At 72.2% G+C, this 24,658-nt stretch carries 20 protein-coding genes and 2 pseudogenes; 13 read left to right on the top strand and 9 right to left on the bottom strand.

All coding sequences use genetic code 11. The features are described 5' to 3' along the window. The first annotated feature begins 856 nt into the window (after positions 1-856). The 7 genes from ccrA (at position 857) to pssA (ending at position 8,637) form a co-directional block, all read left to right on the top strand. Positions 857-2,194, top strand: a complete 1,338-nt coding sequence (gene ccrA / locus ABZ836_RS14925; protein ID WP_356135338.1) for a crotonyl-CoA carboxylase/reductase — start codon at positions 857-859, stop codon at positions 2,192-2,194. A gap of 8 nt (positions 2,195-2,202) precedes the next feature. Beyond that, positions 2,203-4,230: a protein meaA gene (locus tag ABZ836_RS14930; protein ID WP_356135146.1), complete on the top strand. Its 2,028-nt coding sequence runs from the start codon at positions 2,203-2,205 to the stop codon at positions 4,228-4,230. Then, positions 4,227-5,198: a CoA ester lyase gene (locus ABZ836_RS14935; RefSeq protein WP_356135144.1), complete on the top strand. Its 972-nt coding sequence runs from the start codon at positions 4,227-4,229 to the stop codon at positions 5,196-5,198. The genes ABZ836_RS14930 and ABZ836_RS14935 overlap by 4 nt, the downstream gene beginning before the upstream one ends. Positions 5,199-5,202: 4 nt before the next feature. Continuing rightward, a complete protein-coding gene (locus ABZ836_RS14940; protein WP_356135142.1) occupies positions 5,203-5,721 on the top strand; it encodes a MaoC family dehydratase in 519 nt (172 codons plus the stop codon). Beyond that, the gene (locus ABZ836_RS14945) at positions 5,718-6,923 is read left to right on the top strand and encodes an acyl-CoA dehydrogenase family protein (RefSeq protein ID WP_361142184.1); all 1,206 of its coding nucleotides are present in this window, start codon (positions 5,718-5,720) and stop codon (positions 6,921-6,923) included. The genes ABZ836_RS14940 and ABZ836_RS14945 overlap by 4 nt, the downstream gene beginning before the upstream one ends. 201 nt (positions 6,924-7,124) lie before the next feature. Beyond that, positions 7,125-7,781, top strand: coding sequence for a phosphatidylserine decarboxylase (locus ABZ836_RS14950; RefSeq protein ID WP_356135138.1), 657 nt, complete (start codon positions 7,125-7,127; stop codon positions 7,779-7,781). 73 nt (positions 7,782-7,854) lie between these two features. Continuing rightward, positions 7,855-8,637, top strand: a complete 783-nt coding sequence (gene pssA / locus ABZ836_RS14955) for a CDP-diacylglycerol--serine O-phosphatidyltransferase (protein WP_356135336.1) — start codon at positions 7,855-7,857, stop codon at positions 8,635-8,637. A gap of 213 nt (positions 8,638-8,850) precedes the next feature. On the opposite strand, the gene ABZ836_RS14960 is transcribed toward pssA, so the two are convergent. Further along, positions 8,851-10,002: a glycerate kinase gene (locus ABZ836_RS14960; RefSeq protein WP_361142188.1), complete on the bottom strand. Its 1,152-nt coding sequence runs from the start codon at positions 10,000-10,002 to the stop codon at positions 8,851-8,853. Between the two features lie 107 nt (positions 10,003-10,109). On the opposite strand from ABZ836_RS14960, the gene ABZ836_RS14965 reads away from it, so the two are divergent. Then, complete coding sequence (locus ABZ836_RS14965) at positions 10,110-10,613, top strand: NUDIX hydrolase (protein WP_356137715.1); 504 nt, start codon at positions 10,110-10,112, stop codon at positions 10,611-10,613. A 60-nt stretch (positions 10,614-10,673) separates the two neighbouring features. Beyond that, positions 10,674-11,447, top strand: a complete 774-nt coding sequence (locus ABZ836_RS14970; protein WP_361142192.1) for a Sir2 family NAD-dependent protein deacetylase — start codon at positions 10,674-10,676, stop codon at positions 11,445-11,447. A gap of 46 nt (positions 11,448-11,493) precedes the next feature. On the opposite strand, the gene ABZ836_RS14975 is transcribed toward ABZ836_RS14970, so the two are convergent. From ABZ836_RS14975 to ABZ836_RS14985, 3 genes are all read right to left on the bottom strand, one after another. Continuing rightward, positions 11,494-11,991 carry a methylated-DNA--[protein]-cysteine S-methyltransferase gene (locus tag ABZ836_RS14975; RefSeq protein ID WP_356137712.1) on the bottom strand — a complete coding sequence of 166 codons (498 nt, stop codon included), beginning with the start codon at positions 11,989-11,991 and terminating at the stop codon, positions 11,494-11,496. Positions 11,992-12,013: 22 nt separating this feature from the next. Further along, positions 12,014-13,492, bottom strand: coding sequence for an AlkA N-terminal domain-containing protein (locus ABZ836_RS14980; protein ID WP_356137710.1), 1,479 nt, complete (start codon positions 13,490-13,492; stop codon positions 12,014-12,016). A 75-nt stretch (positions 13,493-13,567) separates the two neighbouring features. Next, entirely contained in the window at positions 13,568-14,815 is a 1,248-nt protein-coding gene (locus ABZ836_RS14985; RefSeq protein WP_361142196.1) for a geranylgeranyl reductase family protein, read from the bottom strand. A 250-nt stretch (positions 14,816-15,065) separates the two neighbouring features. Between ABZ836_RS14985 and ABZ836_RS14990 the strand changes: the two genes are divergently transcribed. Then, complete coding sequence (locus ABZ836_RS14990) at positions 15,066-16,487, top strand: MFS transporter (RefSeq protein ID WP_356137706.1); 1,422 nt, start codon at positions 15,066-15,068, stop codon at positions 16,485-16,487. Between the two features lie 89 nt (positions 16,488-16,576). Here ABZ836_RS14990 and ABZ836_RS14995 read toward each other — a convergent pair whose 3' ends face one another. Continuing rightward, complete coding sequence (locus tag ABZ836_RS14995; protein WP_356137705.1) at positions 16,577-16,954, bottom strand: hypothetical protein; 378 nt, start codon at positions 16,952-16,954, stop codon at positions 16,577-16,579. Between the two features lie 70 nt (positions 16,955-17,024). Next, positions 17,025-18,680, bottom strand: coding sequence for a phosphodiester glycosidase family protein (locus ABZ836_RS15000; protein ID WP_361142200.1), 1,656 nt, complete (start codon positions 18,678-18,680; stop codon positions 17,025-17,027). 224 nt (positions 18,681-18,904) lie between these two features. On the opposite strand from ABZ836_RS15000, the gene ABZ836_RS15005 reads away from it, so the two are divergent. Further along, positions 18,905-19,993: a hypothetical protein gene (locus ABZ836_RS15005; protein ID WP_356137701.1), complete on the top strand. Its 1,089-nt coding sequence runs from the start codon at positions 18,905-18,907 to the stop codon at positions 19,991-19,993. Between the two features lie 28 nt (positions 19,994-20,021). Continuing rightward, a pseudogene (locus ABZ836_RS15010) lies at positions 20,022-20,271 on the top strand (helix-turn-helix transcriptional regulator); the annotation flags it as partial. 159 nt (positions 20,272-20,430) lie between these two features. On the opposite strand, the gene ABZ836_RS15015 reads toward ABZ836_RS15010, so the two are convergent. Then, positions 20,431-21,156, bottom strand: coding sequence for a winged helix-turn-helix domain-containing protein (locus ABZ836_RS15015; RefSeq protein WP_356137699.1), 726 nt, complete (start codon positions 21,154-21,156; stop codon positions 20,431-20,433). A 554-nt stretch (positions 21,157-21,710) separates the two neighbouring features. Here ABZ836_RS15015 and ABZ836_RS15020 point away from each other — a divergent pair. Continuing rightward, a complete protein-coding gene (locus tag ABZ836_RS15020; protein ID WP_356137697.1) occupies positions 21,711-22,172 on the top strand; it encodes a hypothetical protein in 462 nt (153 codons plus the stop codon). Between the two features lie 211 nt (positions 22,173-22,383). On the opposite strand, the pseudogene ABZ836_RS15025 reads toward ABZ836_RS15020, so the two are convergent. Both ABZ836_RS15025 and ABZ836_RS15030 read right to left on the bottom strand, forming a co-directional pair. Further along, a pseudogene (locus tag ABZ836_RS15025) lies at positions 22,384-22,725 on the bottom strand (DUF4240 domain-containing protein); the annotation flags it as partial. A 190-nt stretch (positions 22,726-22,915) separates the two neighbouring features. Next, entirely contained in the window at positions 22,916-24,634 is a 1,719-nt protein-coding gene (locus ABZ836_RS15030; protein WP_361142204.1) for a DUF4157 domain-containing protein, read from the bottom strand. Between the last annotated feature and the right edge of the window lie 24 nt (positions 24,635-24,658).

Below are 24,658 nucleotides of genomic sequence, written 5' to 3' on the forward strand. Positions count from 1 at the left end.
CCGCGGCCCGGACCACGCGCACGTCCTCGGGGGCCGGCAGGTAGTCGATCCGGGTGTACGGGTCGAGCGAACCGTAGGTGAACCCGTCGAGTTCGGCCGCCAGGTCGGTCCGGTCGCCGCGCGCCCCCAGTGCCGGTCGACCTCCTGGCGCGCGACCACGTCCGGGCCGGTCCCCTCGATCACCCGCGCCACCCGCTCCGGGTCGAAGACCCCGCCGGCGTCCGCGCCGTGGTGGACGTTGAACGTCGGCACCCGGACCGGGGTCGGGGCGGACGGCGCGGCGACGGCGGGCGCGGCGCCCAGGGCACCGCCGAGCGCTCCCAGCGCGGCGGCCGGCACACTGCGTCGGCCGGGGATCAGATCGGTGGCACGGAGTGTCATCTACTCCTCGTTCCGGGGTCGCCGGGACAGGTCCCGCCGAGTCTGCGGGACGTCGGCCGACCGCCGAGGACGACCGCCCGAACGCCCTCCGAACCCCTCACCACCCTTGGCAATACTGATCGATCATCGATCGGGAGGGCTGTCCGGACGGCACCTGATCGATCATCGCTCGTTTGTTGCGTAAAGATTTCACCTGAGCACAACTCATGGCACTCAGTGCCTTGTCAACCGTCACGCCGTGCCATACGTTGTGGGTGTCCGGGCGGCCGTCGCACCGCTAAACCCCAGGTGCGACGGGTGTCCCCCGGGGCGATGCCCCGTGCGTCCGGGCGCCTGCGTCACAGGCATCCACCGCGCCACAACGCGCCGCCGCACCACCCGCCGAACCGACGGCACCCCACCGAACAGCACCAGCACCGACGTACCCCCTGCGCCCCGCGAGCGGGCGCCCGTCGCCGGAGGCAACACCGTGACCGTGAAGGACATCCTGGACGCGATCCAGTCGCAGAACGCCTCGTCCGAGGACTTCGCCGCCCTCGAGCTCCCCGAGTCGTACCGCGCGATCACCGTGCACAAGGACGAGACCGAGATGTTCGCGGGTCTCGCCACCCGCGACAAGGACCCGCGCAAGTCGCTGCACCTGGACGAGGTCCCGCTGCCCGAGCTCGGCCCGGGCGAGGCCCTGGTGGCCGTCATGGCGTCCTCGGTCAACTACAACTCGGTGTGGACGTCCATCTTCGAGCCGCTGTCGACCTTCGGCTTCCTGGAGCGCTACGGCCGGACCAGCGACCTGGCCAAGCGCCACGACCTGCCGTACCACATCATCGGCTCCGACCTGGCGGGCGTCGTCCTGCGCACCGGTCCGGGCGTCAACGCCTGGAACCCCGGCGACGAGGTCGTCGCGCACTGCCTGAGCGTCGAGCTCGAGTCCTCCGACGGGCACAACGACACCATGCTCGACCCGGAGCAGCGGATCTGGGGCTTCGAGACCAACTTCGGCGGCCTGGCGGAGATCGCCCTGGTCAAGTCCAACCAGCTGATGCCGAAGCCGGCCCACCTGACCTGGGAGGAGGCCGCCTCCCCGGGCCTGGTCAACTCCACCGCCTACCGGCAGCTGGTCTCCGCCAACGGCGCCAACATGAAGCAGGGCGACAACGTCCTGATCTGGGGCGCCAGCGGCGGCCTCGGCTCTTACGCCACCCAGTTCGCGCTGGCCGGCGGCGCCACCCCGATCTGCGTGGTCTCCTCGCCGGAGAAGGCGGAGATCTGCCGGAAGATGGGCGCCGAGCTGATCATCGACCGCGCGGCCGAGGACTACCGGTTCTGGAAGGACGAGCACACCCAGGACCCGAAGGAGTGGAAGCGCTTCGGCAAGCGCATCCGCGAGCTCACCGGCGGCGAGGACATCGACATCGTCTTCGAGCACCCCGGCAAGGAGACCTTCGGCGCCTCGGTGTTCGTCACCCGCAAGGGCGGCACCATCACCACCTGCGCCTCCACCTCGGGCTACATGCACCAGTATGACAACCGCTACCTGTGGATGTCGCTCAAGCGCATCATCGGCTCGCACTTCGCCAACTACCGCGAGGCGTGGGAGGCCAACCGCCTGATCGCCAAGGGCAGGATCCACCCGACGCTCTCCCGGACGTACAGCCTGGAGGAGACCGGCCAGGCCACCTACGACGTGCACCGCAACCTGCACCAGGGCAAGGTCGGCGTGCTCTGCATGGCGCCCGAGGAGGGCCTGGGCGTCCGCGACCCCGAGATGCGCGCCCAGCACGTCGACGCCATCAACCGCTTCCGGAACGTCTGAGGACCGTCATGGCAGAGCGTCAGAAGGACCGTCCGTGGCTGATGCGGACGTACGCCGGCCACTCCACGGCCGAGGCGTCCAACGAGCTGTACCGGCGCAACCTCGCCAAGGGGCAGACCGGCCTGTCGGTGGCGTTCGACCTGCCCACCCAGACCGGCTACGACTCCGACCACGTCCTCGCCCGAGGCGAGGTCGGCCGGGTCGGCGTCCCGGTGGCCCACGTCGGTGACATGCGCCGGCTCTTCGAGGGCATCCCGCTCGAGAAGATGAACACCTCGATGACCATCAACGCCACCGCCATGTGGCTTCTGGCGCTCTACCAGGTGGTCGCCGAGGAGCAGGGCGCGGACGTCTCCGCCCTGCAGGGCACCACCCAGAACGACATCGTCAAGGAGTACCTCTCCCGGGGGACCCACGTCTTCCCGCCCGGGCCCTCCCTGCGGCTGACCACGGACCTGATCACCTACACGGTCACCCACATGCCGAAGTGGAACCCGATCAACATCTGCAGCTACCACCTGCAGGAGGCGGGGGCCACCCCGGTCCAGGAGATCGCCTACGCGATGTCCACGGCGATCTCCGTGCTGGACGCCGTCCGCGACAGCGGTCAGGTGCCCGCGGAGAAGTTCGGCGACGTGGTCGCCCGGATCTCGTTCTTCGTGAACGCCGGCGTCCGCTTCGTCGAGGAGATGTGCAAGATGCGGGCCTTCACCCGCGTCTGGGACCGGGTCACCCGCGAGCGGTACGGCATCGAGAACCCCAAGCAGCGCCGCTTCCGCTACGGCGTCCAGGTCAACTCCCTGGGCCTGACCGAGGCGCAGCCGGAGAACAACGTCCAGCGGATCGTGCTGGAGATGCTGGCCGTCACCCTCTCCAAGGACGCCCGCGCCCGCGCGGTGCAGCTGCCGGCCTGGAACGAGGCGCTGGGCCTGCCCCGGCCCTGGGACCAGCAGTGGTCGCTGCGCATCCAGCAGGTGCTGGCCTACGAGAGCGACCTGCTGGAGTACGACGACATCTTCGAGGGCTCGACCGTGATCGAGGCCAAGGTCGCGGAGCTGGTCGAGGAGTCCTGGGCCGAGATCGAGCGGATCCAGGAGATGGGCGGCGCGCTGGCCGCGGTGGAGTCCGGCTACCTCAAGTCGCAGCTCGTCGCCTCGCACGCCGAGCGCCGGGCGCGGATCGAGTCCGGCCAGGACAGGATCGTCGGCGTCAACGTCTTCGAGTCGACCGAGCCCAGCCCGCTCACCGCGGACCTGGACACCGCGATCCAGACCGTCGACCCGGCCGTCGAGGCCCGGGTGATCGCCGGGCTGCGGCACTGGCGCGACACCCGCTACCAGCCGCCGTTCAACCACCCTCGCCCGTGCAAGGCGCTGGAGCGGCTGAAGCAGGCGGCGCGCGGCGGCGACAACCTGATGGAGGCCACCCTCGAATGCGCCCGTGCGGGGGCGACCACCGGGGAGTGGGCGGGGGCGCTGCGCGAGGTGTTCGGTGAGTACCGCGCGCCCACCGGCGTCTCCTCCGCCCCGGTGGCGGTGGCTCCGGAGGAGGGCACCGCGCTCGCCGAGGTGCGCCGCCGCGTCGACGCCACCGCCCGCGACCTGGGGGTGGGCAAGCTCCGCTTCCTGGTCGGCAAGCCGGGCCTGGACGGGCACTCCAACGGCGCCGAGCAGATCGCCGTGCGGGCCCGCGACGCCGGCTTCGAGGTGGTCTACCAGGGCATCCGGCTGACGCCGGAGCAGATCGTGGACGCGGCCCTCGCCGAGGACGTGCACGCGGTCGGCCTGTCCATCCTGTCCGGCTCGCACGCCCAGCTGGTGCCCGACGTCCTGACCCGGCTGCGCACCGCCGGGGCGGACGACATCCCGGTGATCGCGGGAGGCATCATTCCCGGCGCGGACGCCGAACAGCTCCGGTCCGCCGGGGTGGCCGCGGTGTTCACCCCGAAGGACTTCGACATCACGGGGATCATCGGCCGTATCGTCGACGAGATCCGCAAAGCCAACAAGCTCGACCCCCTGGAGGTCACCGCATGACCGCGCCCCAGCCCGTGAACCGCCTGCGTCCCCGGCGTTCCTGCCTGGCCGTTCCCGGCTCCAACCCGCGCTTCCTGGAGAAGGCCCAGGGGCTGCCCGCGGACCAGGTGTTCCTGGACCTGGAGGACGCCTGCGCGCCGCTGGCCAAGCCGGAGGCCCGCCACACCATCGTCAAGTTCCTCAACGAGGGCGACTGGACGGGCAAGACCCGGGTGGTGCGGGTCAACGACTGGACCACCGAGTGGACCTACCGGGACGTGGTGACGGTCGTCGAGGGCGCCGGCCCGAACCTGGACTGCATCATGCTGCCCAAGGTGCAGAACGCCGAGCAGGTCGTGGCGCTGGACCTGCTGCTGACCCAGATCGAGAAGACCATGGGCTTCGAGGTCGGCCGGATCGGCATCGAGGCGCAGATCGAGAACGCCCAGGGCCTCAACAACGTCAACGCGATCGCCGAGGCCTCGCCGCGCCTGGAGACCATCATCTTCGGCCCGGCCGACTTCATGGCCTCCATCAACATGAAGTCCCTGGTGGTGGGCGAGCAGCCGCCGGGTTACGGCGCCGACGCCTACCACTACATCCTGATGAAGATCCTGATGGCGGCCCGCGCCAACGACCTGCAGGCGATCGACGGTCCCTACCTGCAGATCCGCAACGTGGACGGCTTCCGCGAGGTGGCCGGCCGCGCCGCGGCCCTCGGCTTCGACGGCAAGTGGGTGCTGCACCCGGGCCAGGTGGACGCCGCCAACGAGGTCTTCTCCCCCACCCAGGAGGACTACGACCACGCCGAGCTGATCCTGGACGCGTACGACTGGTGCACGTCCGAGGCCGGCGGCAAGAAGGGCTCGGCGATGCTCGGCGACGAGATGATCGACGAGGCCAGCCGGAAGATGGCGCTGGTCATCGCGGGCAAGGGCCGCGCGGCCGGCATGAAGCGCACCAGCAAGTTCGAGATCCCGGAGGGCTGAGCCGATGCAGTTCGGGCGCACCTACGAGGAGTTCGAGGTCGGGGCGACGTACAAGCACTGGCCGGGCAAGACGGTCACCGAGTACGACGACCACCTGTTCTGTCTCCTCACCATGAACCACCACCCGCTCCACATGGACGTCAACTACGCCGAGAGGACGACCGACTTCGGCAGGAACGTCGTGGTGGGCAACTACGTCTACTCGCTGCTGCTCGGCATGTCGGTGCCGGACGTCTCGGGCAAGGCGATCGCCAACCTGGAGATCGAGTCGCTCAAGCACGTGGCGCCGACCTTCCACGGCGACACCGTCTACGGCGAGACCACCGTGCTCGACAAGTGGCCGTCGAAGTCGAAGAGCGACCGCGGCATCGTGCACGTGGAGACCAAGGGCTACAAGCAGGACGGCACCCTGGTCTGCGTCTTCCGCCGCAAGGTGATGGTGCCGACCGAGACGTACATCGAGGAGCGCGGCGGCGAGCAGCCCGGCCGTCCCGAGCTGAAGGAGAAGGAGTCCAAGGGATGAGCCGACTCGCCCGGACCCACGGTCTCACCGACGTCCAGCAGGAGATCCTCTCCACCGTCCGCGAGTTCGTGGACAAGGAGATCATCCCGGTCGCCACGCAGCTGGAGCACCGCGACGAATACCCGCAGGCGATCGTCGACGGGCTGAAGGAACTCGGTCTGTTCGGCCTGATGATCCCCGAGGAGTACGGGGGTCTGGGCGAGTCCCTCCTGACCTACGCGCTGTGCGTGGAGGAGCTCTCGCGGGGGTGGATGTCGGTCTCCGGCATCATCAACACCCATTTCATCGTGGCCTACATGCTCAAGCAGCACGGCACCGACGAGCAGAAGGAGTACTTCCTGCCGCGGATGGCGGCGGGCGAGATCCGCGGCGCCTTCTCGATGTCCGAGCCGGAGCTCGGCTCCGACGTGTCGGCCATCTCGTCGAAGGCCGTCCGGGACGGCGACGAGTTCGTCCTCACCGGCCAGAAGATGTGGCTGACCAACGGCGGAACCTCCACGCTGGTGGCCGTCCTGGTCAGGAGTGACGAAGGACACCCCGAGGGCACCGCGCCGCACCGGTCGATGACCACCTTCCTCGTGGAGAAGCCGGCCGGCTTCGGCGAGGTCCTTCCCGGTCTGACCATTCCCGGCAAGATCGAGAAAATGGGCTACAAGGGGGTCGACACCACCGAGCTCATCATGGACGGCCTGCGAATTCCGGCCAATCGGGTGCTGGGCGGCACGACCGGCCGCGGCTTCTACCAGATGATGGACGGCGTCGAGGTGGGCCGGGTGAATGTGGCGGCCCGTGGCTGCGGCGTCGCGCAGCGTGCGTTCGAGCTGGGTGTTCAGTACGCGCAGCAGCGCCACACCTTCGGCAAGCCGATCGCGCAGCACCAGGCGATCCAGTTCAAATTGGCCGAAATGGCCACCAAGGTTGAGGCTGCTCATGCGATGATGGTTAATGCAGCCCGCAAAAAGGACTCCGGGGAACGAAACGACCTCGAGGCAGGCATGGCGAAATACCTCGCCAGCGAGTACTGCAAAGAGGTCGTGGAGGACTCCTTCCGGATCCACGGCGGCTACGGCTTCTCCAAGGAGTACGAGATCGAGCGCCTCTACCGAGAGGCCCCGATGCTGCTCATCGGTGAAGGCACCGCAGAAATCCAGAAAATGATCATCGGACGCAGGCTCCTCGAGGAGTACCGGTTCCAGGGCTGATTCCGGAACGTTCCGGGCGCGGCCCGGCCGATTGTCCTGCTACGGGGTGTTTTCTTCGAGAAGAAGATCACACCCCGTCAGCGCTCTCGGTCGCCGACTCGGCTTCTGGCTTGCCCAGTTGTAGTGCCTGCCCGGTACGATTCCGGAAAGCCGCCGTCCCCAGAACTGCAGCGCGGCACCATCCCGCTACGAAGGTCTTCCATGCCCCACAGCCAATCCTCTGCACACCGCGACAGCCTCGTCGGCGCACGGATCGCGCGCGGAGCGTCGCCGTGGCTCGCCCCGACGGTCGCCACCGCCGCTCTCAGCCTTCTCCGGGCGCGCCGCTCCGGCGCGGCCAAGGCCGTGGCGGTTCCCGCCACCGCCCTCGCGGCGGGCATGCTGTGGTTCTTCCGGGACCCGGAGCGTGAGATCGCGCAGGGTCGCGTGATCTCGCCCGCCGACGGTGTGGTGCAGAGCATCATGCCCTGGAAGGACGGCCGCACCCGCGTCGCCATCTTCATGAGCCCGCTCAACGTCCACGTCAACCGCGCGCCGCTGGCCGGCACCGTGACGTCGGTCGAGCACGTGCCGGGTGGGTTCGTCCCCGCTTTCAACAAGGAGAGCGAGAACAACGAGCGCGTCGTCTGGCACTTCGACACCGAGCTCGGCGACATCGAGATGATCCAGATCGCCGGCGCGGTGGCCCGCCGCATCGTGCCCTACATCCCCCAGGGGACCAAGGTCGAGCAGGGCGAGCGGATCGGTCTGATCCGGTTCGGCTCGCGCGTCGACCTGTACCTCCCGGCCGGGGTGGAGGTGGCGGTCGAGGTCGGCCAGAAGACCGTGGCTGGGGTGACTCGAATTGACCGTGACTGACCAAGATCCCAGTACCGGCTGGGCGCCGTCGGCGTCCGGCCGGGCCGGCGTCGAGGAGGCCGAGGAAGAGGAGATGCCGCTGTCGCTGCGTCTGTCGATAGCGGACACGCTGACCCTCGGCAACGCGACCTGCGGCTTCATGGCGGTGTACTTCACCACCACCGGCATCCTGATCCCGCACCTCACCGGCAGCCAGGAGACGGGCATGGCCCGTCACAGCGCGGCCACCGCGGTGATCCTGATGCTGTGCGCGGCGGTCTTCGACCTGTTCGACGGCCTGGTCGCCCGCAAGCTGCGCTCCTCCCCGATGGGCGCGGAGCTGGACAACCTCTCCGACCTGATCAGCTTCGGTCTGGCACCGGCGTACTTCGTCCTGGTGTACGGCATGGTCGCCGACGACGCGCATCAGCGGGTCGCGGCGCTGGCCGCGATCGTGGTGCTGCTGGCGGTGGTGCTGCGGCTTGCGCGGTTCTCCTGCGTGACGGTGCCGAACGGCACGTTCCAGGGCATGCCATCACCCTTCGGGGCGTTGACGGTGGTCTCGATCGTGCTGCTGGAGCTGCCGTTCGTCGCCACGCTGCTGGCGGTGCTGGGCACGGCGTGGCTGATGGTGAGCCGCGTCGAGTACCCGAAGCCGCGCGGGAAGTCGGCGGCGGCGATGCTGATCTGGATCGTCGCGTCGATGGGCATGCTGGTGGCCTGGGCCGCCGGTGCGCCGAGCGGTGAGCTGCTGCTGCAGACCGGCTGCGCGCTGCAGCTGGTGCTGGGCGCGGTGATCCCGCTCTTCGCGACCGCCCGCCGGGTGAACAACTTCCGCGACAACCGGCGCGAGGCCAGGGCGGCCCAGCTCCAGTAGCCCCGCCGCCTCCCGCACCGCTCCACGGCCCCCCGAGCCCACCGGCCCGGGGGGCCGTCGGCGTTCCCGGGCCTGGTGCGGTGGGGTGCGGGCGGGTGCGCCCAGGGCCCCGTGCCCGCCCGCGGGCGGGCACGGGGCCGCGCACGCGATGGGCGGGTACGGGGCCGCGCGCGCACGCGGTGGGCGGGTACGGGGCCGGGCACGCGGTGGGCGTCAGGCGAGCCAGTCGTGGGCGAGGGCGGTCGCCGCGCGTTCCAGCAGGGGGCCGGCGTTCGCGATGCTGCGGGGGACGTCCGGCTCCAGCGCGGAGAGGGGGTAGGCGCGGGCGATGCCGGCGCCCGACAGCTCCTCGGGGGAGAGCGCGAGCCGCCCGCAGACGGCGACCACCGGCACCCCCGCCGCGACGGCGGCCGCGGCGACCCCCGCCGGCGCCTTGCCGCGCAGGGTCTGCCCGTCCAGCGACCCCTCCCCCGTGACCACCAGGCCGGCCCGCCGCAGCTCGGCGTCGAACCCCACGACCTCCAGCAGTACCTCGATGCCCGCCCGGAACCGCGCCCCCAGCAGCAGCGCGGCGAAGCCGATGCCTCCGGCCGCTCCCGCCCCCGGCGCCTGCGCCAGTCCGGCCGCACGCGGTCCCACGGCCCGCTCCAGGACCTCCGCGTACCGGGCGAGCCCCGCGTCCAGCACGGTCACGTCCTCCGGCGAGGCGCCCTTCTGCGGCCCGTACACCGCCGCCGCCCCCGAGGGGCCGGTCAGCGGGTTGTCCACGTCGCTGGCGAGGACCAGCTCCACCGTGCCGTCCGACAGCCTGGGGTCCAGCCCGGAGAGGTCCACGGAGGCCAGCTCCCCGAGCGCCCCGCCGCCGGGGCCCAGCTCCCGCCCCCGCGCGTCGAGGAACCGCGCGCCGAGGGCCGTGAGCATGCCCGCCCCGCCGTCCGTGGTGGCGCTGCCGCCGACGCCGAACACCAGCGTCCGCGCCCCCGCGTCCAGCGCGGCCCGCAGCAGCTCGCCGGAGCCGTGGGTGGAGGCCGTGAGCGGCGCGAGTTCACCGGCCGGCAGCCGCTGCAGCCCGCTGGCCTCGGCCATCTCCACCACCGCGGTCTCCCCGCGCACCGCGAACGCCGCCGTGACGGGTGCGCCGAGGGGGCCCGCGACCCGGACCTCGTGCCGCTCGAAACCGGAGGCCACCGCCGCGGCCACCGTGCCGTCCCCGCCGTCCGCGACCGGCAGGGACACCGTCTCCACCTCCGGCACCGCCGTCCGCAGCCCGGCCGCGACGCGTTCGGCGACCTCCACGGCCGTCAGCGACCCCTTGAACTTGTCCGCCGCGATCAGCACCCGCACCCGCCGGCCCGTCTCCGCCACAACGCCTCCGCTCGTGTCCTGCGTGTCCGCTGCGACCCTAGGGGTCCGGCCGCCCTGTCCGCCACGGTCGTGTGTCCACCGCGTGCCCGTCCCGCTACGCTGGGCGCGTGACCTCGCCCGCCGATGCCTACGCCACGTACATCGCCGGCCTCCCCCGCGTCCTGTGCGGCGCGGCCACCCTGTTCCGTGACGGCGAGGGCCGGGTGCTGCTGGTGGAGCCGAACTACCGCGAGGGATGGGCGCTGCCCGGCGGCACCGTGGAGTCCGAGGACGGCGAGACGCCCCGCGAGGGCGCCCGCCGGGAGACCTTCGAGGAGATCGGCCTGGACGTCGCCCCGGGCCGGCTGCTCGCGGTGGACTGGGCGCGCGGTCCCTCCCGCCCGCCGATCGTCGCCCACCTCTACGACGGCGGCGTCCTGGACCGGGAGACCGCCGGCTCCCTCCGCCTGCAGGAGGAGGAGCTGCTCTCGTACCGCTTCGTCGCCCGCGAGGAGCTGCCGGCGTATCTGCGGGGCGGCCTGCTGGGCCGGGTACGGGCCGCCCTGGACGTCCTGGCCGACGGTTCCGGCCCCGCGGAGCTGGTGGACGGCCGGCGGGTCGACCAGGGCTGAGCGGCGCCGCCCCCCGAATCCGCTCGCGGACGTCCGGGACCCCGCCCTACCCTCGGGCGCATGACCACGCCCGGCTCCTCCCCGCGCGCCTCCGCCGGGCCGCTGGTGGCGATCCTCAGCGGCGCCGGGATCTCCACCGACTCCGGCATCCCCGACTACCGGGGCCCGGGCGGTGTGTGGACCAGGGACCCGGACGCCGAGAAGCTGGTCACCTACGACCACTACGTGAACGACCCGGAGATCCGGCGCCGTTCCTGGGCGATGCGCCGCGACACCGGGGTGCTCACGGCCGAGCCGAACGCCGCGCACCTGGCCGTGGCGGAGCTGGAGCGGTCCGGCGTCCCGGTCCGGGTGATCACGCAGAACGTCGACGGGCTGCACCAGAAGGCCGGCATGCCGGACCGGAAGGTCCTGGAGCTCCACGGTTCCCTGCGTTCCGTGGTCTGCACCCGCTGTCACGCGCGGCGCCCCATGCCGGAGGTGCTGGCCCGGCTGGACGCCGGTGAGGCGGACCCGGCGTGCGCGGGCTGCGGCGGCGTCCTGAAGCCGGCGACGGTGATGTTCGGCGAGCGCCTCGACCCGGAGGTCCTCGGGCAGGCCCTGGCGGTCGCCAAGGCCTGCGAGGTCTTCGTCGCCGTGGGCACCAGCCTCCAGGTGCACCCCGCGGCGGGGCTGGCCGGGGTCGCCGCGGACCACGGGGCGCGCCTGGTCGTCGTGAACGCCGAGGAGACCCCGTACGACGAGCTCGCCGACGAGGTCGTCCGCGAGCCGATCGGCACCGCCCTGCCCCGTCTCCTGCGCGAGCTTCGGGAACGGCGCGAACAGCGCGGCTGACGCCCTGCGCCCGGGCCCCGGGCCGGGCGTCCCCCGGACCCGGGTGTCAGCCCGGCAGGGGGACCGCCCCGCGCTCGAACTCCAGCAGCCGCTGCTTGCGCTCCAGCCCGCCGCCGTAGCCGGTGAGCGAGCCGCCCGCCCCGATGACCCGGTGGCAGGGCACGATGATGCTCACCGGGTTCCGTCCGTTGGCGAGCCCCACGGCCCGCGAGGAGCCGGGGCTGCCCAGCTCGACGGCGAGCTGCCCGTAGGAACGGGTCTGCCCGTACGGGATGGCCCGCAGCCGCTCCCAGACGGCCCGCTGGAAGGGGGTGCCGTTCAGCCGGAGCGGCACGTCGAACTCCGTGAGCCCGCCCGCGAAGTAGGCCGCGAGCTGTTCCGTCACCGCCGGGAACGGTCCCTCGTCGGCGGCCACCCGCTCGCCGAAGGTCTCCTCGGCCGGGCGGTGCCGCTGCTGCGTCATGTAGAGCCCGCACAGGACGCCGTCCTCGGCGACCAGCGTCAGGACGCCGTAGGGACTGTCCACCACCGTGTGCTGCTTCATCTCTCTCATTCCTCGAAGGCCTTCACACCGGAAGGAAGTTGATGGGGTGACTCTCGGTCGCCCACAGGTACTGCACCGCGTACGCCCGCCACGGCCGCCACGCCTCGGCCCGGGCGGTGAGCGCGGCGGGGGTGGACGGCAGCCCCAACTCCCGTGCCGCGCGCCGGATGCCGAGGTCCGTGGGGAGGAAGGCGTCGGGGTCGCCGAGGGCCCGCATGGCGATGACGTCCACCGTCCACGGCCCGAACCCGGGGAGTTCCAGCAGCCGGGCCCGCGTCTCGGGCCAGTCGCTGTCCACGCCCAGCCGCACCGTGCCGTCGGCGAGCCGGGCGACCAGTGTGGTCAGGGTGCCGCGGCGGCTGCGCGGCATGGCGAGCGCCTCGGGGTCCAGGGCGGCCAGCGCCTCCGGCGACGGGAAGAGGTGGGTGAGCCCGCCCTCCGGGTCGTCGACCGGCTCCCCGTGCGCGGCGACCAGCCGGGCGGCGTGCGTGCGGGCCGCCGCCGTGGACACCTGCTGGCCGAGCACCGCCCGCACGGCGAACTCCGCCTCGTCCACGGTGCGCGGGACGCGCCGTCCGGGCGCCTTGTCGACGTACGGCTGCAGCACGGGGTCCGCGCGCAGTTGCTCGTCCACGGCGACGGGGTCGGCGTCCAGGTCCAGCAGGCGGCGGCAGCGGCTGATGGCGACGGTGAGGTCGCGCAGGTCCTTGAGGGTGAGGCGGCAGGCCACGTGGTCGGGGCGGGGCGCCAGGGAGACCACGCCGTGGCCGTGCGGCAGCCGCAGGGTGCGGCGGTAGGCGCCGTCCCGCCACTCCTCGACGCCCGGCACGGCGGTGGCCGCGAGGTGGCCGAACAGGTTGTCCGGGTTGAGCGGCGCGCGGAACGGCAGCCGCAGCGACAGGGTCCCGCCCGCCGTCCGCTCGGCGGGGGTCGCCCTGGCCCGGAGCTCCCCGGGGGTGAGCGCGTAGACCTCGCGGACCGTCTCGTTGAAGCTGCGCACGGAGGAGAAGCCGGCCGCGAAGGCCACGTCGGCCATGTTCAGCGCGGTGGTCTCGATCAGCATCCGGGCCGTCTGGGCCCGCTGGGCGCGGGCCAGGGCGAGCGGCCCCGCGCCGAGCGCGGCGAGGAGCTGCCGCTCGATCTGCCGGGTGCTGTACCCGAGCCGCCCGGCCAGCCCGGGCACGCCCTCGCGGTCCACCACGCCGTCGGCGATCAGCCGCATCGCCCGCGCCACGGCGTCGTCCCGCTCGTTCCACTCCGGCGAGCCGGGGGTGGTGTCGGGCCGGCACCGCTTGCAGGCCCGGAACCCAGCCTGCTGGCAGGCGGCAGCGCTCGGGTGGAACACCATGTTCTCGGGCTTCGGCGTCATCGCCGGGCAGCTCGGCCGGCAGTAGATCCCGGTGCTGAGCACGGCGGTGTAGAACCACCCGTCGAACCGCGCGTCCCTCGACCGCACGGCCCGCACACAGCGTTCCGCGTCGAGATGCATTCCCATCCGCATGCCTCCAGCATCCGCCATCGGGCGGGCCGGGGCTGGCAGGAATCCGACATGGCCTTCCTGGCCGCGGCGAGGCCCCTAGGCGAACGGCGCCCGGTGGTCGAGGTTCAGGGAGCGGCGGCCGGCCCAGCGCCAGACGCGGGCTGCGGCGTCCCGGTCCTCGTCGGTGACCAGGTTGCCCATCCACCGCAGCGCCAGCCGCATCAGCAGCTGGGACCGCATGCCGACCGGGCCGAGGGCGGGCAGCAGCCGCGGCACGGTGACCAGACCGGCCAGGCGGCGGGCCACGGAGAACGCCTCGCCGTAGTGCCGGCGCAGCACCTGGGGCCACACCGCGGACAGGTCGTCGTGCTCCGCGAGGACGTCGGCGATCAGCCGGCCCGTCTCCAGGCCGTAGTCGATGCCCTCGCCGTTGAGCGGGTTGACGCAGCCCGCCGCGTCGCCGATCAGCGCCCAGTTGGGGCCCGCGACGCCCGACACGGCGCCGCCCATCGGCAGCAGCGCGGAGGTCTGGGCGCGCAGTTCGCCGTGCAGGCCGAAGCCCTCCCGGCACTGCTCCGCGTAGTGCCGCATCAGCGGCTTGATCGCGACGTCCGCGGGCCGCCTGGCGGTGGCGAGGGTGCCCGCGCCGAGGTTCACCTCGCCGTTGCCGAGGGGGAAGATCCAGCCGTAGCCGGCGAGGGCCGCGCCCTTCTCGTCCCGCAGCTCGAGGTGACTGCTGATCCACGGGTCGTCGGAGCGGTCCGAGGCCACGTACGAGCGGCCGGCCACGCCGTACACCGTGTCGCGGTGCCACTCCCGGCCGAGCGCCTTGCCGAGCGGCGAGCGCACCCCGTCCGCGATCACCAGGCGGCGGCAGAGCACCGTCTCGACCGGCGCGTCGTCGCCCCTGCCGACGCGGAACCGGACGCCGCGCACGCGTCCGCCCTCCATGACGGCGTCCAGCGCCCGCACGCCGTCCTGGGCGGCGGCGCCGCTCTTCACGGCGACGGTGCGCAGGTGGTCGTCGAGCTCGGTGCGCGGGACGGCGGAGCCCCAGTCGGGGAGCGAGCCGCCGGGCCAGCGCAGGTGCAGGGTCTGCCCGAAGCCGTGCGCCCGCAGGCCCTGGTTGACGGTGTGGGTGCGCAGCCAGTCCTCCAGACCGAGGCGGACCAGCTCGGCGACGGCCCGCGGGGTGAGGCCGTCGCCGCAGGTCTTGTCACGGGGGAACGTCGCTGCGTCGGTGAGCAGGACGTCCTTGCCGGCGCGGGCCAGCCAGGCGGCGGCGGAGGAGCCGGCCGGGCCGGCGCCCACGACGAGGACGTCCACGGAGGTCGGGAGAGTCACGGGGTCATCCTCCCATCCCGCCCCGTGGCGGCCGAAGGACCCCGTCGGCCACCGGCCGGAGGGCTCCCCCGCACCCGGCGGCGTTCTCACGATGCGAGACATCCTTGCCGGTCAGTGAGACGATCATGAGATCGTGCCGGTAGCCGTACGGCGCACGTCCTCCTGTCGGAACGACGCGTTCCGTCGTGCGGGGCCGCCGACGACGGCGCCGGCGGCCTTCCCCCTCGTGCGAAAGAACCCGAGCAAAGACATGACCGCAGCAACACCCGCAGCCTCAGCCCCGGCACCCGTCAATTCGCGGTCGCGCGTCCTCATCGCCAGCCTCATCGGCACCACGATCGAGTTCTACGACTTCTACATCTACGCGACCGCCGCCGTCCTGGTCTTCCCGACGCTCTTCTTCCCGAGCGACGACCCGACGACGGCACTGCTCTCCTCCTTCGCCGTGTTCGGCGCGGCCATGGTGGCCCGCCCGATCGGCGCGGTGGTGTTCGGTCACCTCGGCGACCGGATCGGCCGCAAGGGGACGCTGGTCGCGTCGCTGCTCACCATGGGCATCGCGACCTTCCTGATCGGTGTGCTGCCGACCTACGCGCAGGCCGGCTGGGTCGCCACCGCGCTGCTGGTCGTGATGCGCCTCGCCCAGGGCTTCGCACTGGGCGGTGAGTGGAGCGGCGCGGCGCTGATCGCCACGGAGAACGCGCCGAAGGGCAAGCGGGCCCTGTTCGGGACGTTCCCGCAGCTCGGCGCCCCGCTGGGCTTCATCATCGGCAACGGCCTGTTCCTGGTGATCGGCGCGCTGCTGCCGTCCGCCGCGGGCGCCGACCCGTCGCAGCCGTCCGAGGCGTTCCTCAGCTGGGGCTGGCGGATTCCGTTCCTGTTCTCCGCGGTGATGGTCGCGATCGGCCTGTGGGTGCGGATGCGGCTGGTCGAGTCGCACGTCTTCTCCAAGACCCGCGAGGCGGGCCTGGTCCGCAAGCTGCCGCTGGCCACCGTCTTCCGCGGCCACTGGAAGCAGCTGGTCCTGGGCACGTTCTTCATGCTGGCCACGTACGTCCTCTTCTACCTGATGACGACGTTCTCGCTCAGCTTCGGCCGCACCCCGACCGACGCCGCCGTGCCGGGTCTGGGCTACAGCTACACGACGTTCGTGCTGATGCTGATCTTCGGCGTGCTGTTCTTCGCCGCCTTCACCCTGATCTCCGGCCCGCTGGCCGACAAGTACGGCCGCCGCCGCACGCTGATCGCCGTCACCGTCGGCATCGTGGCCTTCGGCCTGGTGTGGGTGCCGCTGATCGACCTGGGCACGCTGGGCGTGGTGCTGTGGCTGGTGCTGGGCTTCTCGCTGATGGGCATGACCTTCGGCCCGATGGGCGCGCTGCTCCCGGAGCTGTTCCCGACGAGCGTCCGCTACACCGGCTCCGGCGTCTCGTACAACGTGAGCTCGATCCTCGGCGCGGCGGTGGCCCCGTTCATAGCGGTCGCCCTGTGGGAGACCGGCGACGGCTCGCCGTGGCTGGTCGGCGTCTACCTGTCGGTGATGGGCGTGCTGACGCTGATCGCCCTGCTGCTCGGCAAGGAGACCAAGGACATCGCCCTCGACGAGGGCGAGATCCCGGCCGGGGACCGGCCGGGCGACTCCGCCCCGGCCCCCGCCGCCACCACCGTCTGACCCGGCGGCACGACGCACCCGGCGCCCGTCCCCTCACCGTGGAGGGGGCGGGCGCCGTCCCGTGCGCGGTGCGGGGGCGCGGGCGGGGCTCACCAGATGACGATGCCGCCGCCCATCGCCCTGGCCCGCAGGACGACCTCGTCGATGATCCTCAGGCGGTCGGCGATCGCCCACCGGTGCTCCTCGACGGAACGCACGGGTTCGGTGCCGGCCACGATCTCCTCCAGCCTCTCCCGGAGCAGCAGGCACTCGCGGTGGAAGGCCGGCAGCTGGTCGGGCCGCACGACCAGGTCGTCCTCCGCGAGGAGCGGGAAGAAGACCGCCCCGAGCGACCGCACCGCCTGCGACCCCCACACCCGGGTGCGCCAGCTCTCGAAGCCGGCCGACTCGTAGGGGTCGTCCGGCGGGTCGACGATCCGCCAGGTTCCGTCCGCGTCGACGACCATGGCGTGCACGGTGAGACTCATGCGCCGAGTCCAGCACACGGGTGGCCGGTGATCCACGGGATATCGGCAGGGGCCCCGACGGCGGATCCCGTCACCGCTCGGGGAGCACCAGGATCGCGTCGCCGACCGGGCGTTCGCCGGCGGCGTCCGACGGGGCGTTGATCACGCGGTCGCCCGCCACCATCGTGGTGGAACCTCCGCCGTCGAGGTTGACGGCGTCCCGCATGCCCAGCGCCTGGGCCACCGCGGCCGCTTCGGCGATGGACAGGCCGAGGCTGGCGGTCGCCCGGCCGTCGGCGGTGGCGAGCAGGATCCGGCCCCGGGCGTCCACGCCGGCGAGGGTGCGCGGGTTCCGCCTGGTCACCCAGCCGTAGGTGAAGCTCGGGTCGCCGGGGCGGATCATGCCGTCGGCGGCGGGGGTGGCGTGCCGGCGGCCGTCGCGCACCAGTTCCGGTCCGCCGTTGACGACGAAGTCGGCCCTCGGGCCCCGCACCCGGCTCCTGATCGTCAACTTCTGGCTCTCCTCGGCCAGTTCGGCGAGCTCCGCCGCCCGCGCGCCGGTGCCCTGGACCGACCTGCCACCCGGCGGCAGCGTCCCGCCCCGCGGGCTGCGGACCTCCACCACGCGGTCACGCGCGTCGAGGACCACCTCGGCGCCCTCGCCGGACGGGGTGGCGGCGCCGAACTCCGGCGTGAACGCCACCAGTTCGCCCTGGTCGGTGCAGGTCGTGTCGTGGCGCGGGAGGTCGGTGGGCGCGTCGCCGGTGCCGCCGCAGTTGCGGATCAGGCCGGGCACGCGGTTCACGCCGTCGAGCGGCAGCACCGTGCCGCCGCCCGCGACGGAGCCGGACCAGGTGGGTCGGGCCACGGCCGCGCGGCGGGCGTCGGCGGAGAACAGCAGCGAGGGGCGGCCGCCCACCGACTCGCTCAGCACCCGCCCGTCGTACACGCCGAGCCCGGCCGGGTCGCCGGGGGCGCCCGCCGCCGGGTCCAGGACGAAGAAACCGCCGTTGACCGCGGCGGTCGCGCCCCGGGCCGCGGCCAGCGCCCCGGTCCTCTCCCTCCGTTCCAGGTCCGGGCCGAAGTCGCCGGCCAGTTCACCGCGGAAGGTCCGCGGGTCGACGGTCAGCACGCGGACCACCCACGGGCCGCGGTCCGTCGCCGCCCCGTCCCAGCCGGTGAAGACGGTGGACGCCGTGTGTCCCGCCGCCCGGACCCGCGCCCGTTCCGCCTCGGCCGCGGACCGGTCGTCGTGCCGGCCCACGCGGACCCGGAACCCCAGCGGGCCGCCCGGATGGTCGGCCGCGGGCGGGGTCGTGACCTCCTCCACGCGGGGCGTGAACCCGCCGGTGCGGAGCGCGGCCGCCAGCCGGTCGGCCCGGGCGCGGCCGGCGACGGCGGTGGGCGGCGCGTCGGGGTCGGGCGAACCACTGCCCCCGGGGACGGCGACCTCCACCGTCCACGCCTGCGCCGGGTCCTCGGCGCCGCGCACGATGGTGGTGAGGGTGACACCGGGCTGCAGCGTCTCGGTGGTCCGGGTCTCCGGGAGGTCCCGCGGGCCGAGCGGCAGCACGGCGGGGACCGCGCGTGCGGGGGTCGCGCCCGCGAGGCCCGTGTCCGCGGGGGCATGGCCCGCGGGGGCCTGGTCGGTGGCGGCCGCGCCCTCGGGGGCCGCGTCCACCGGGGCCGTGAGGGTGGCCGCCACCAGCAGGACGCCCGCGAGCACGGTCGGTCTCCTGATCAGCATGGGCGGGACTCAACCACATGCCACGGCGACCGGGCAGGCCCCGTGACACGAGTTCATCGCGCCTTCAACGCCCGTTCCCGGTCGGTCGTTCGAGGCGGCGGACCGGTCCGGCGGGCCGAGGCGATCTGTCGCGGCGGCCCCGGGCCCGCCACACTGGTGCCGCTCGGCACGGCTCGTGTCCGTGACCGGGCGGGAGCGGCTCGACGGGGGGAGTGGGCGTCACCGTGGCAGTGAACGATCCGTCCGACGACGAGGTCCGCGCGGCGCTCCGCGCCCATGTGGCCCGGTCCGGTCCGGGGAGGCGGCGCCCCGCCCCCGCGCCGGAGGACTTCGTCCTCACCCGCCTGCCTCTCCTCGAGGCCACCGTCACCCGCCGCGTCGAGCACCGCACCGAACGGCTGGAGGCCCGGCCGGGCGCCGTCGACCTCGCCCACCTGCCGACCTACGACGTCCTCGCGAAGCACAAGCTGGGCCCGCACGAGACGCCGCTGGAGGAACCGCTCGACCTGGTCCGGCGCGGTTCCCTGCACCTGCGGGCCTGCGACTGCGGCAACGGCCGTCGTTCGTGCGCCGACTGCGGGGGCAAGCGGTACCGGCCGTGCGAACCCGCCGTGGTGTGCAGCGTCTGCGAGGGCATCTCGGCGTGCGCCCAGCCCCTGAAGCACGGCGGGATGCCGGATGCTCCCCGGGGAGCCCTGAAGCCGGACAGGACGGGCGCCGCCGACCGGCGGGTCACCTGCGAGGCGTGCCGCACGCCCGACAGCGCGTGCCCCGGCTGCCGGGGCTGGGGAAAGGTCCGGTGCGCCGACTGCAAGGGGAGCGGACGCGTCCCGTGCGGGCCGTGCGGCCGGAAGGGCACCGTCACGTGCGCCACCTGCGAGGGGTGGGCGAGCCTGACCTCCTGGACGGCGGGGCGGATCGCGTGGACACGGGAACCCGAGGTCGTCGCCCCGCCCGTCCCCCGGCCCCGCCGCGTGGCCTCGGTGCTGGACACGGCCGGCTGGCGGGAGGACCGCCTCGACGGCTACGTCCCACTTCCGGACAACCTCTCCCCCGTTCACCGGAACGCCGTGCAGCGGCATCTCGGCAGGCGGGACGACGAGAAGGCCCGGGAGGTCGTCGTCCGGCGCCTGGACGTAGTGCGGGCGGAGCTTCCGGTCCTCAGGCATCGCGAGTTCTACGTGTTCCGCGGCGCGGACGGACGGGTCAGGGTCGAGGACCGGCTGTCCGAGGCGGGCCGCTTCCGGTTCACGGCGGTCACCGTGGCGGCCCTCGCGCTCGTCGGGCTCGTCCTGTTCCTGGTGGCCCGCTGACCCCGGCCGCACCGGCGGCGACCGGGAGGTGCACGGGTTCGCGCGGCGGTTGTGCGGGGCGGCGGTGTTCCGCGAGCTGGGCGGGCTCGCCCAGCAGGGGCTCGCGGAGGCGATCGGGTACTCGCCGGAACAGGTCGCCTCGGTCGAGCAGGGGCGGCGCCCGGCAGGTCCGCGTTCACGGAGGCGGCGGAACGGGTCCTCCACGCGGAGGGCGCGCTGCGGGTCCTCAGGAGGACGTGGACCGGACGAAGCTGCCGCTGTTTTTCCGGGACTTCGCGCAGAAAGCCCGCGCACGGCTGGAGGCGCACTTTCCGCCGCTCGACGACGAGGTCATTGAGCAGCCTCACGGCACGGCCGGCCGGGCAGTCCCTGCCGCAGCGGAGGAAGCCGTCGGTGGTCTTCGCGTCGGAGTGCCTACGACCGCTTGAGTTCGAGCTCTATTCGGGGTTCGCTGCTAGCAGATTTGCACCCAAGGGGGTCAGGACGTGCACCGTCTTGTTTGCCCATCGGTGAGAGGTGATCAGGTCCGCTTCGCGGAGAGCAGTGGCGTGCCGGCTGGCTGCGGGCGGGGCCAGGCCGACGCGTCGAGCCAGCTCTCCTGTTGTGCAGCCGTTCTCGATATTACGCAAAGCGGCGGCTCGGCTCGCTCCGAGGAGGCGTTCAAGGGCCTGAGACCTGCGGGAATCGGTCTGGCCTGCTGCTGTCCACCATTGCGGACCTCGCGCAACGGGATAGACCAGCACAGGTGACAGGGTCGGGTCGATGAGGGTGACCGGAGCGCGCCAGCAGAATACTGACGGGATCAGCAGCAAGCCTCGCCCATTGAGATGGATGTCGCGATTGGCGGGGTAGTCGACCTCGAGTACCGGCCGCCTCCATTGCATGGTCGGCCGGAGACTGCCGAGCAGCGCCTCGACACCGTCCCCCAGGACGGCCCGGGCCCGCACCGCCCGGTCTGCATCGACAAGCGCCTGGATGCGTTGCCAGGCGGGAGCAACAGCGCACGCGTAGTAGCCGTGGAGCGCTTGGCCGAGCATGCGGAGTGCCGTTGGTTCGCCATCGGCCAGTGGGCGTACCCATGTAGGCGTGCCCGGCAGGACAGCCAGCTCGTTGCGTAGTCGGTGAACAGGCGTGGAGAGCACCGCGTCTATGCCTGCTGCCAAGCCGTGAGTTGCCTGAGCGGGGGTTAGGAAATCGGGGAAGTCGCCTCTGGGAGGAGCGAGGTACCGGACAAGACGAATTTGTTCCGGCGGGAGCTGGCGGAGCCGAAGACGGGCCTGTGTACGCCAAACGTTGAAAACGGCTTGTCCGTCGCGGTTGCCCAGCAGGTTCGCACTGAGTACCGCTTCCCACAGCGGGTCCGGGCCTGGTGCGAGCCTGGTGCGGAGTAGGTCCTCGCCGGTGAAGTGCACTCTGAGCATCGCTGTCCCTCGAACGCATCGATGCTGATCTTGCATGCCCTGTATGCCACTTGAGCAGTGTCTTTTCGCCCAGATGCAATCACCTCCCACAGGTGGACTTCTCCCTAGCATCCTGGCCTTCGCAACACCTCGGGAGGAAGCCGAAAGGACGATGTGACCAAAAATGGTAGGCGCATCACCTGATACCGCCGGTCTCTTGCCGAGCCTCGGATCTGCACCACGGCCTGCCGCACTCGGCGGAGGTCGATCCTGTTGCGGTCGCACTCACGTGTGACACCAACCGAAAGGATTGAGATATGCGTTTGATGCGTACCAGGGCGTGGGCTACTGCTGTGCTGCTGTTCGGGGCGGGCCTGGGAGGAGTGGTGGGGACGGCGAGCACTGCGCAGGCCTCGGTGGCCGAGTGCAGCAACGGCGCCAACGGGTTCGTCAGCATTCCCTACAACAAGAGCGGAAGCGTGAAGACCAGCGTGTCCCTCGGCCGCACCACCGTCCAGCTGCACGTCGGCCCGATCAGCGGCAAGGACTACGGCTGGGCGAAGATCACCGGATCGACGGTGAAGGGCGACCAGGTGTGGCTGGACTGGACGACAACCGGGGGCAACGGGTGGCTGCAGTGCGGCCCCTGGTCCGTCCAGAGCGATGGGGCGCCCAACACCAGTGCCGCCCAGGTGGTCAAGTACACCGACTCCCAGTGGCTGTTCCGGGCCTGCGGTAAGCAGGTGGGTGGCAGCAGCAAGTGCACCGCTTGGTGGTAGAGGGCATCGGCGGGCTGCAACGGCGGTGTGCCTCGGGCTCCATGGCACACCGCCGTCCCTCTTCGTCACACCAGCACCGCAGGCTGGGTAGGTGTTGTTGCGCCGCACTTGAGGGCCGTGTCTTCGCCGGTCAGGCACAGGGTCGGCGATGCCCTGGAGGGTTGCGCCGGGCCGCCAGGGTCTCGCGGTCCACACGGGCACGGCGCGGCGCGGCGGCCTCCCTCGCCTGGGGACTGCGAGCTTCGGCCAGGGCATCGGGGTCAGCGACTACACGCTCGAAGGCCTCGCGCCCCTGCGCGATCAGCCAGCCGCGGAAGTAGTCGAAGCCGTCGTCGGAGCAGCCGCCGTTGATCACATAGGCGGCGGCCCACAGAGGGTTCGTGCAGGAGTCGGCCATGAGGTCCCACAGCACCTGTTGCGCAGCGACGATCTCCTCGGCCGGGTGAGTGGCCAGTTGCGAGGCTGCCCGGCGGGCGGCGTCTTCTCCGTCGTTCGGATCGGACGCCTGATGGCGGGCTGCCCCGACGAACTGCCAGAACTCCTGTCTGTCCATGGCGCAGAGCATGCCACCGGGTACTGACGTCGCGCCGGTCACGGGAGCTTGGATCATCGGCGCGGCCATGCCGCTCCCGTCAGCGCGCCCGCCCGGCGCACATCGGCTCCAGGGCACCTCCGCCCTCGCGAGGACGGGTGCCGGGGCTCGGGACCGTGAAGCTGGACGTGCCGGGGCGAGCACGGGCCCCTCAGGTGTCCGCGTCGACCTCCATGGCGTCGTCGTCCGCGCCGACCTTCGTGCCCTCGCGGTCCGTGTCGGAGTCGCTGTTCTGGTCCCAGGTGAGGTCGCCGTCCTGGGTGAAGGTGATGAAGGTGCCGCCGGCCGCGTCGACCAGTTCGTGCAGGTACTCGGCGTAGTCCTCGACGCTCTCCTCCTCGTAGGCCGTCATGCCCTTGTTGGCCGCCTTGCTCGGCCAGAGAGGACCCGGGTAGACCTCGACGTCGCCGTTGCGGACGGGGGTGGCGTAGATCTGGGTGTAGCAGACGACGCAGGGGCGCTTGACGCCGACCGTCTTCGCGGGGTCGAAGCCGGCGAGTTTCTGCAGTCGCCGTTCGGCGTGGAGGCCGTCGTCGTCGGCGGAGACGTCGGCGGGCACCTTGACCGTCATGCCCGCGATCTCGGCGTAGTCCCCGCTTTCGGTCTCGCCCTCGACCACCCGGTCGGACAGCTTGCCGGTGTGGCGGGCGAAGCGGTCCTTGGCCTCCGCGTCGGGCTCTCCGAAGTGCTCGACGAGGGCCTTGGCGAAGGCCTTGCCGGTGCTGTGCTGCCCCGCGAGTTCCCGCAACTTCGCGTTGTGGATGTTGCGGTTGGCGGAGATGTACAGGTCGGTGCCGATCGCGCTGACCTGAACCTCCTCGGCGGGCGAGGAGGTGGCGCTCCCCAGGTACTCCTTGGCGAGGGTCGAGATCCAGCGCATGCTCTGGGTGGTCCGGGCGGGGGCGAAGTCCTTCGGCGAACGGGTGTTGCGCGAGCCCTTGTAGATCTTCTCCGTGGCGTTCAGGGCCCCGGTCTCGTTCTCCTCGGGCACCCGCCGCGCCAGGTGCAGGGTGCGGTTCTGGGCACCGCCGTGCGACGTCCAGCCCCAGTTCTCGACCAGCTCCCTGATCAGCTCGTCCTTCGCGTTGGCCGTACCGCCCTTCCTGCCCTTCTTCCTGGCGCCGGTCTTCACCCTGGCCGCCTTCGGCATCCGCTGGACGGACGCCGTACGGGCCGTCTGCCGCGCCGGGGCCCGCTGCACCGCCCCGCCCGCTCCGTCCGCTCCGCCTCCTCCGTCCGCTCCGGCACGCGTGGCCGGCCGGGGCGCGCTCATGACGCGCCGCGCGTTGGCCTCCGCCTCCTGTTCGAAGCGGTCCGAGGGGTCCGACACCCGCAGCCCCGAGCCGTTGTCTGTGCCGGAGACCGGCCCCTGCCGCTGCTGGATCACATGGGTCAATTCGTGCGCCAGCGTCTCCTTGTCCCGGCCGCCCTCCCCGAGGACGACGTGACTGCCCGACGTGTACGCGCGGGCGCCGATCTCCGACGCGGAGTCCTTGGCCGGACGGTCGTCGTGGACACGGACGTCGGAGAAGTCGGCGTCGAGCCGGGCCTCCATGTCCGCACGGGTGGAACGGTCCAGCGGACGGCCCGCGCCACGCAGGACGTCGTGCACCGAGGACCGCTGCGCCGAGGACCGCTGCACCGGTGCCTGCGCGCTCCTGTCGTGGCCGCACCCGGCTTCGTGCCGATGTTCCTGCTCCTCCTGGCCCACGCCCGCGCGCCGCATCCGCTGGACCACCGCCGCGTTGCCGATGCTTCCCTGCAGGCCTGCGAGGCCCGGGGCCGGGCCGGCGCCCGGAGCCTTCGGCCTGCCCGCCGGGAGCCGCTCGTCGTGGAGGTCGTCCTTCCGGCTCCTGCCGTGCGCGTGCATGAACTCTCCTGTCGGCCGGGAGTG

This window comes from Streptomyces sp. NPDC047130 (assembly GCF_040643475.1).
Lineage (GTDB): Bacteria > Actinomycetota > Actinomycetes > Streptomycetales > Streptomycetaceae > Streptomyces.

What these genes read in the sequence shown, in the direction of transcription:
- ABZ836_RS14980 (WP_356137710.1), bottom strand. Translation starts at nt 13,492, where the DNA reads ATGCGGATGGGAATGCATCTCGACGCGGAACGCTGTGTGCGGGCCGTG.
- ABZ836_RS14945 (WP_361142184.1), top strand. Translation starts at nt 5,718, where the DNA reads ATGAGCCGACTCGCCCGGACCCACGGTCTCACCGACGTCCAGCAGGAG.
- pssA (WP_356135336.1), top strand. Translation starts at nt 7,855, where the DNA reads ATGCCGCTGTCGCTGCGTCTGTCGATAGCGGACACGCTGACCCTCGGC.
- ABZ836_RS14930 (WP_356135146.1), top strand. Translation starts at nt 2,203, where the DNA reads ATGGCAGAGCGTCAGAAGGACCGTCCGTGGCTGATGCGGACGTACGCC.
- ABZ836_RS15030 (WP_361142204.1), bottom strand. Translation starts at nt 24,634, where the DNA reads ATGCACGCGCACGGCAGGAGCCGGAAGGACGACCTCCACGACGAGCGG.
- ABZ836_RS14995 (WP_356137705.1), bottom strand. Translation starts at nt 16,954, where the DNA reads ATGAGTCTCACCGTGCACGCCATGGTCGTCGACGCGGACGGAACCTGG.
- ABZ836_RS15000 (WP_361142200.1), bottom strand. Translation starts at nt 18,680, where the DNA reads ATGCTGATCAGGAGACCGACCGTGCTCGCGGGCGTCCTGCTGGTGGCG.
- ABZ836_RS14940 (WP_356135142.1), top strand. Translation starts at nt 5,203, where the DNA reads ATGCAGTTCGGGCGCACCTACGAGGAGTTCGAGGTCGGGGCGACGTAC.
- ABZ836_RS15020 (WP_356137697.1), top strand. Translation starts at nt 21,711, where the DNA reads ATGCGTTTGATGCGTACCAGGGCGTGGGCTACTGCTGTGCTGCTGTTC.
- ABZ836_RS14975 (WP_356137712.1), bottom strand. Translation starts at nt 11,991, where the DNA reads ATGAAGCAGCACACGGTGGTGGACAGTCCCTACGGCGTCCTGACGCTG.
- ABZ836_RS14970 (WP_361142192.1), top strand. Translation starts at nt 10,674, where the DNA reads ATGACCACGCCCGGCTCCTCCCCGCGCGCCTCCGCCGGGCCGCTGGTG.
- ABZ836_RS14950 (WP_356135138.1), top strand. Translation starts at nt 7,125, where the DNA reads ATGCCCCACAGCCAATCCTCTGCACACCGCGACAGCCTCGTCGGCGCA.
- ABZ836_RS14990 (WP_356137706.1), top strand. Translation starts at nt 15,066, where the DNA reads ATGACCGCAGCAACACCCGCAGCCTCAGCCCCGGCACCCGTCAATTCG.
- ABZ836_RS14935 (WP_356135144.1), top strand. Translation starts at nt 4,227, where the DNA reads ATGACCGCGCCCCAGCCCGTGAACCGCCTGCGTCCCCGGCGTTCCTGC.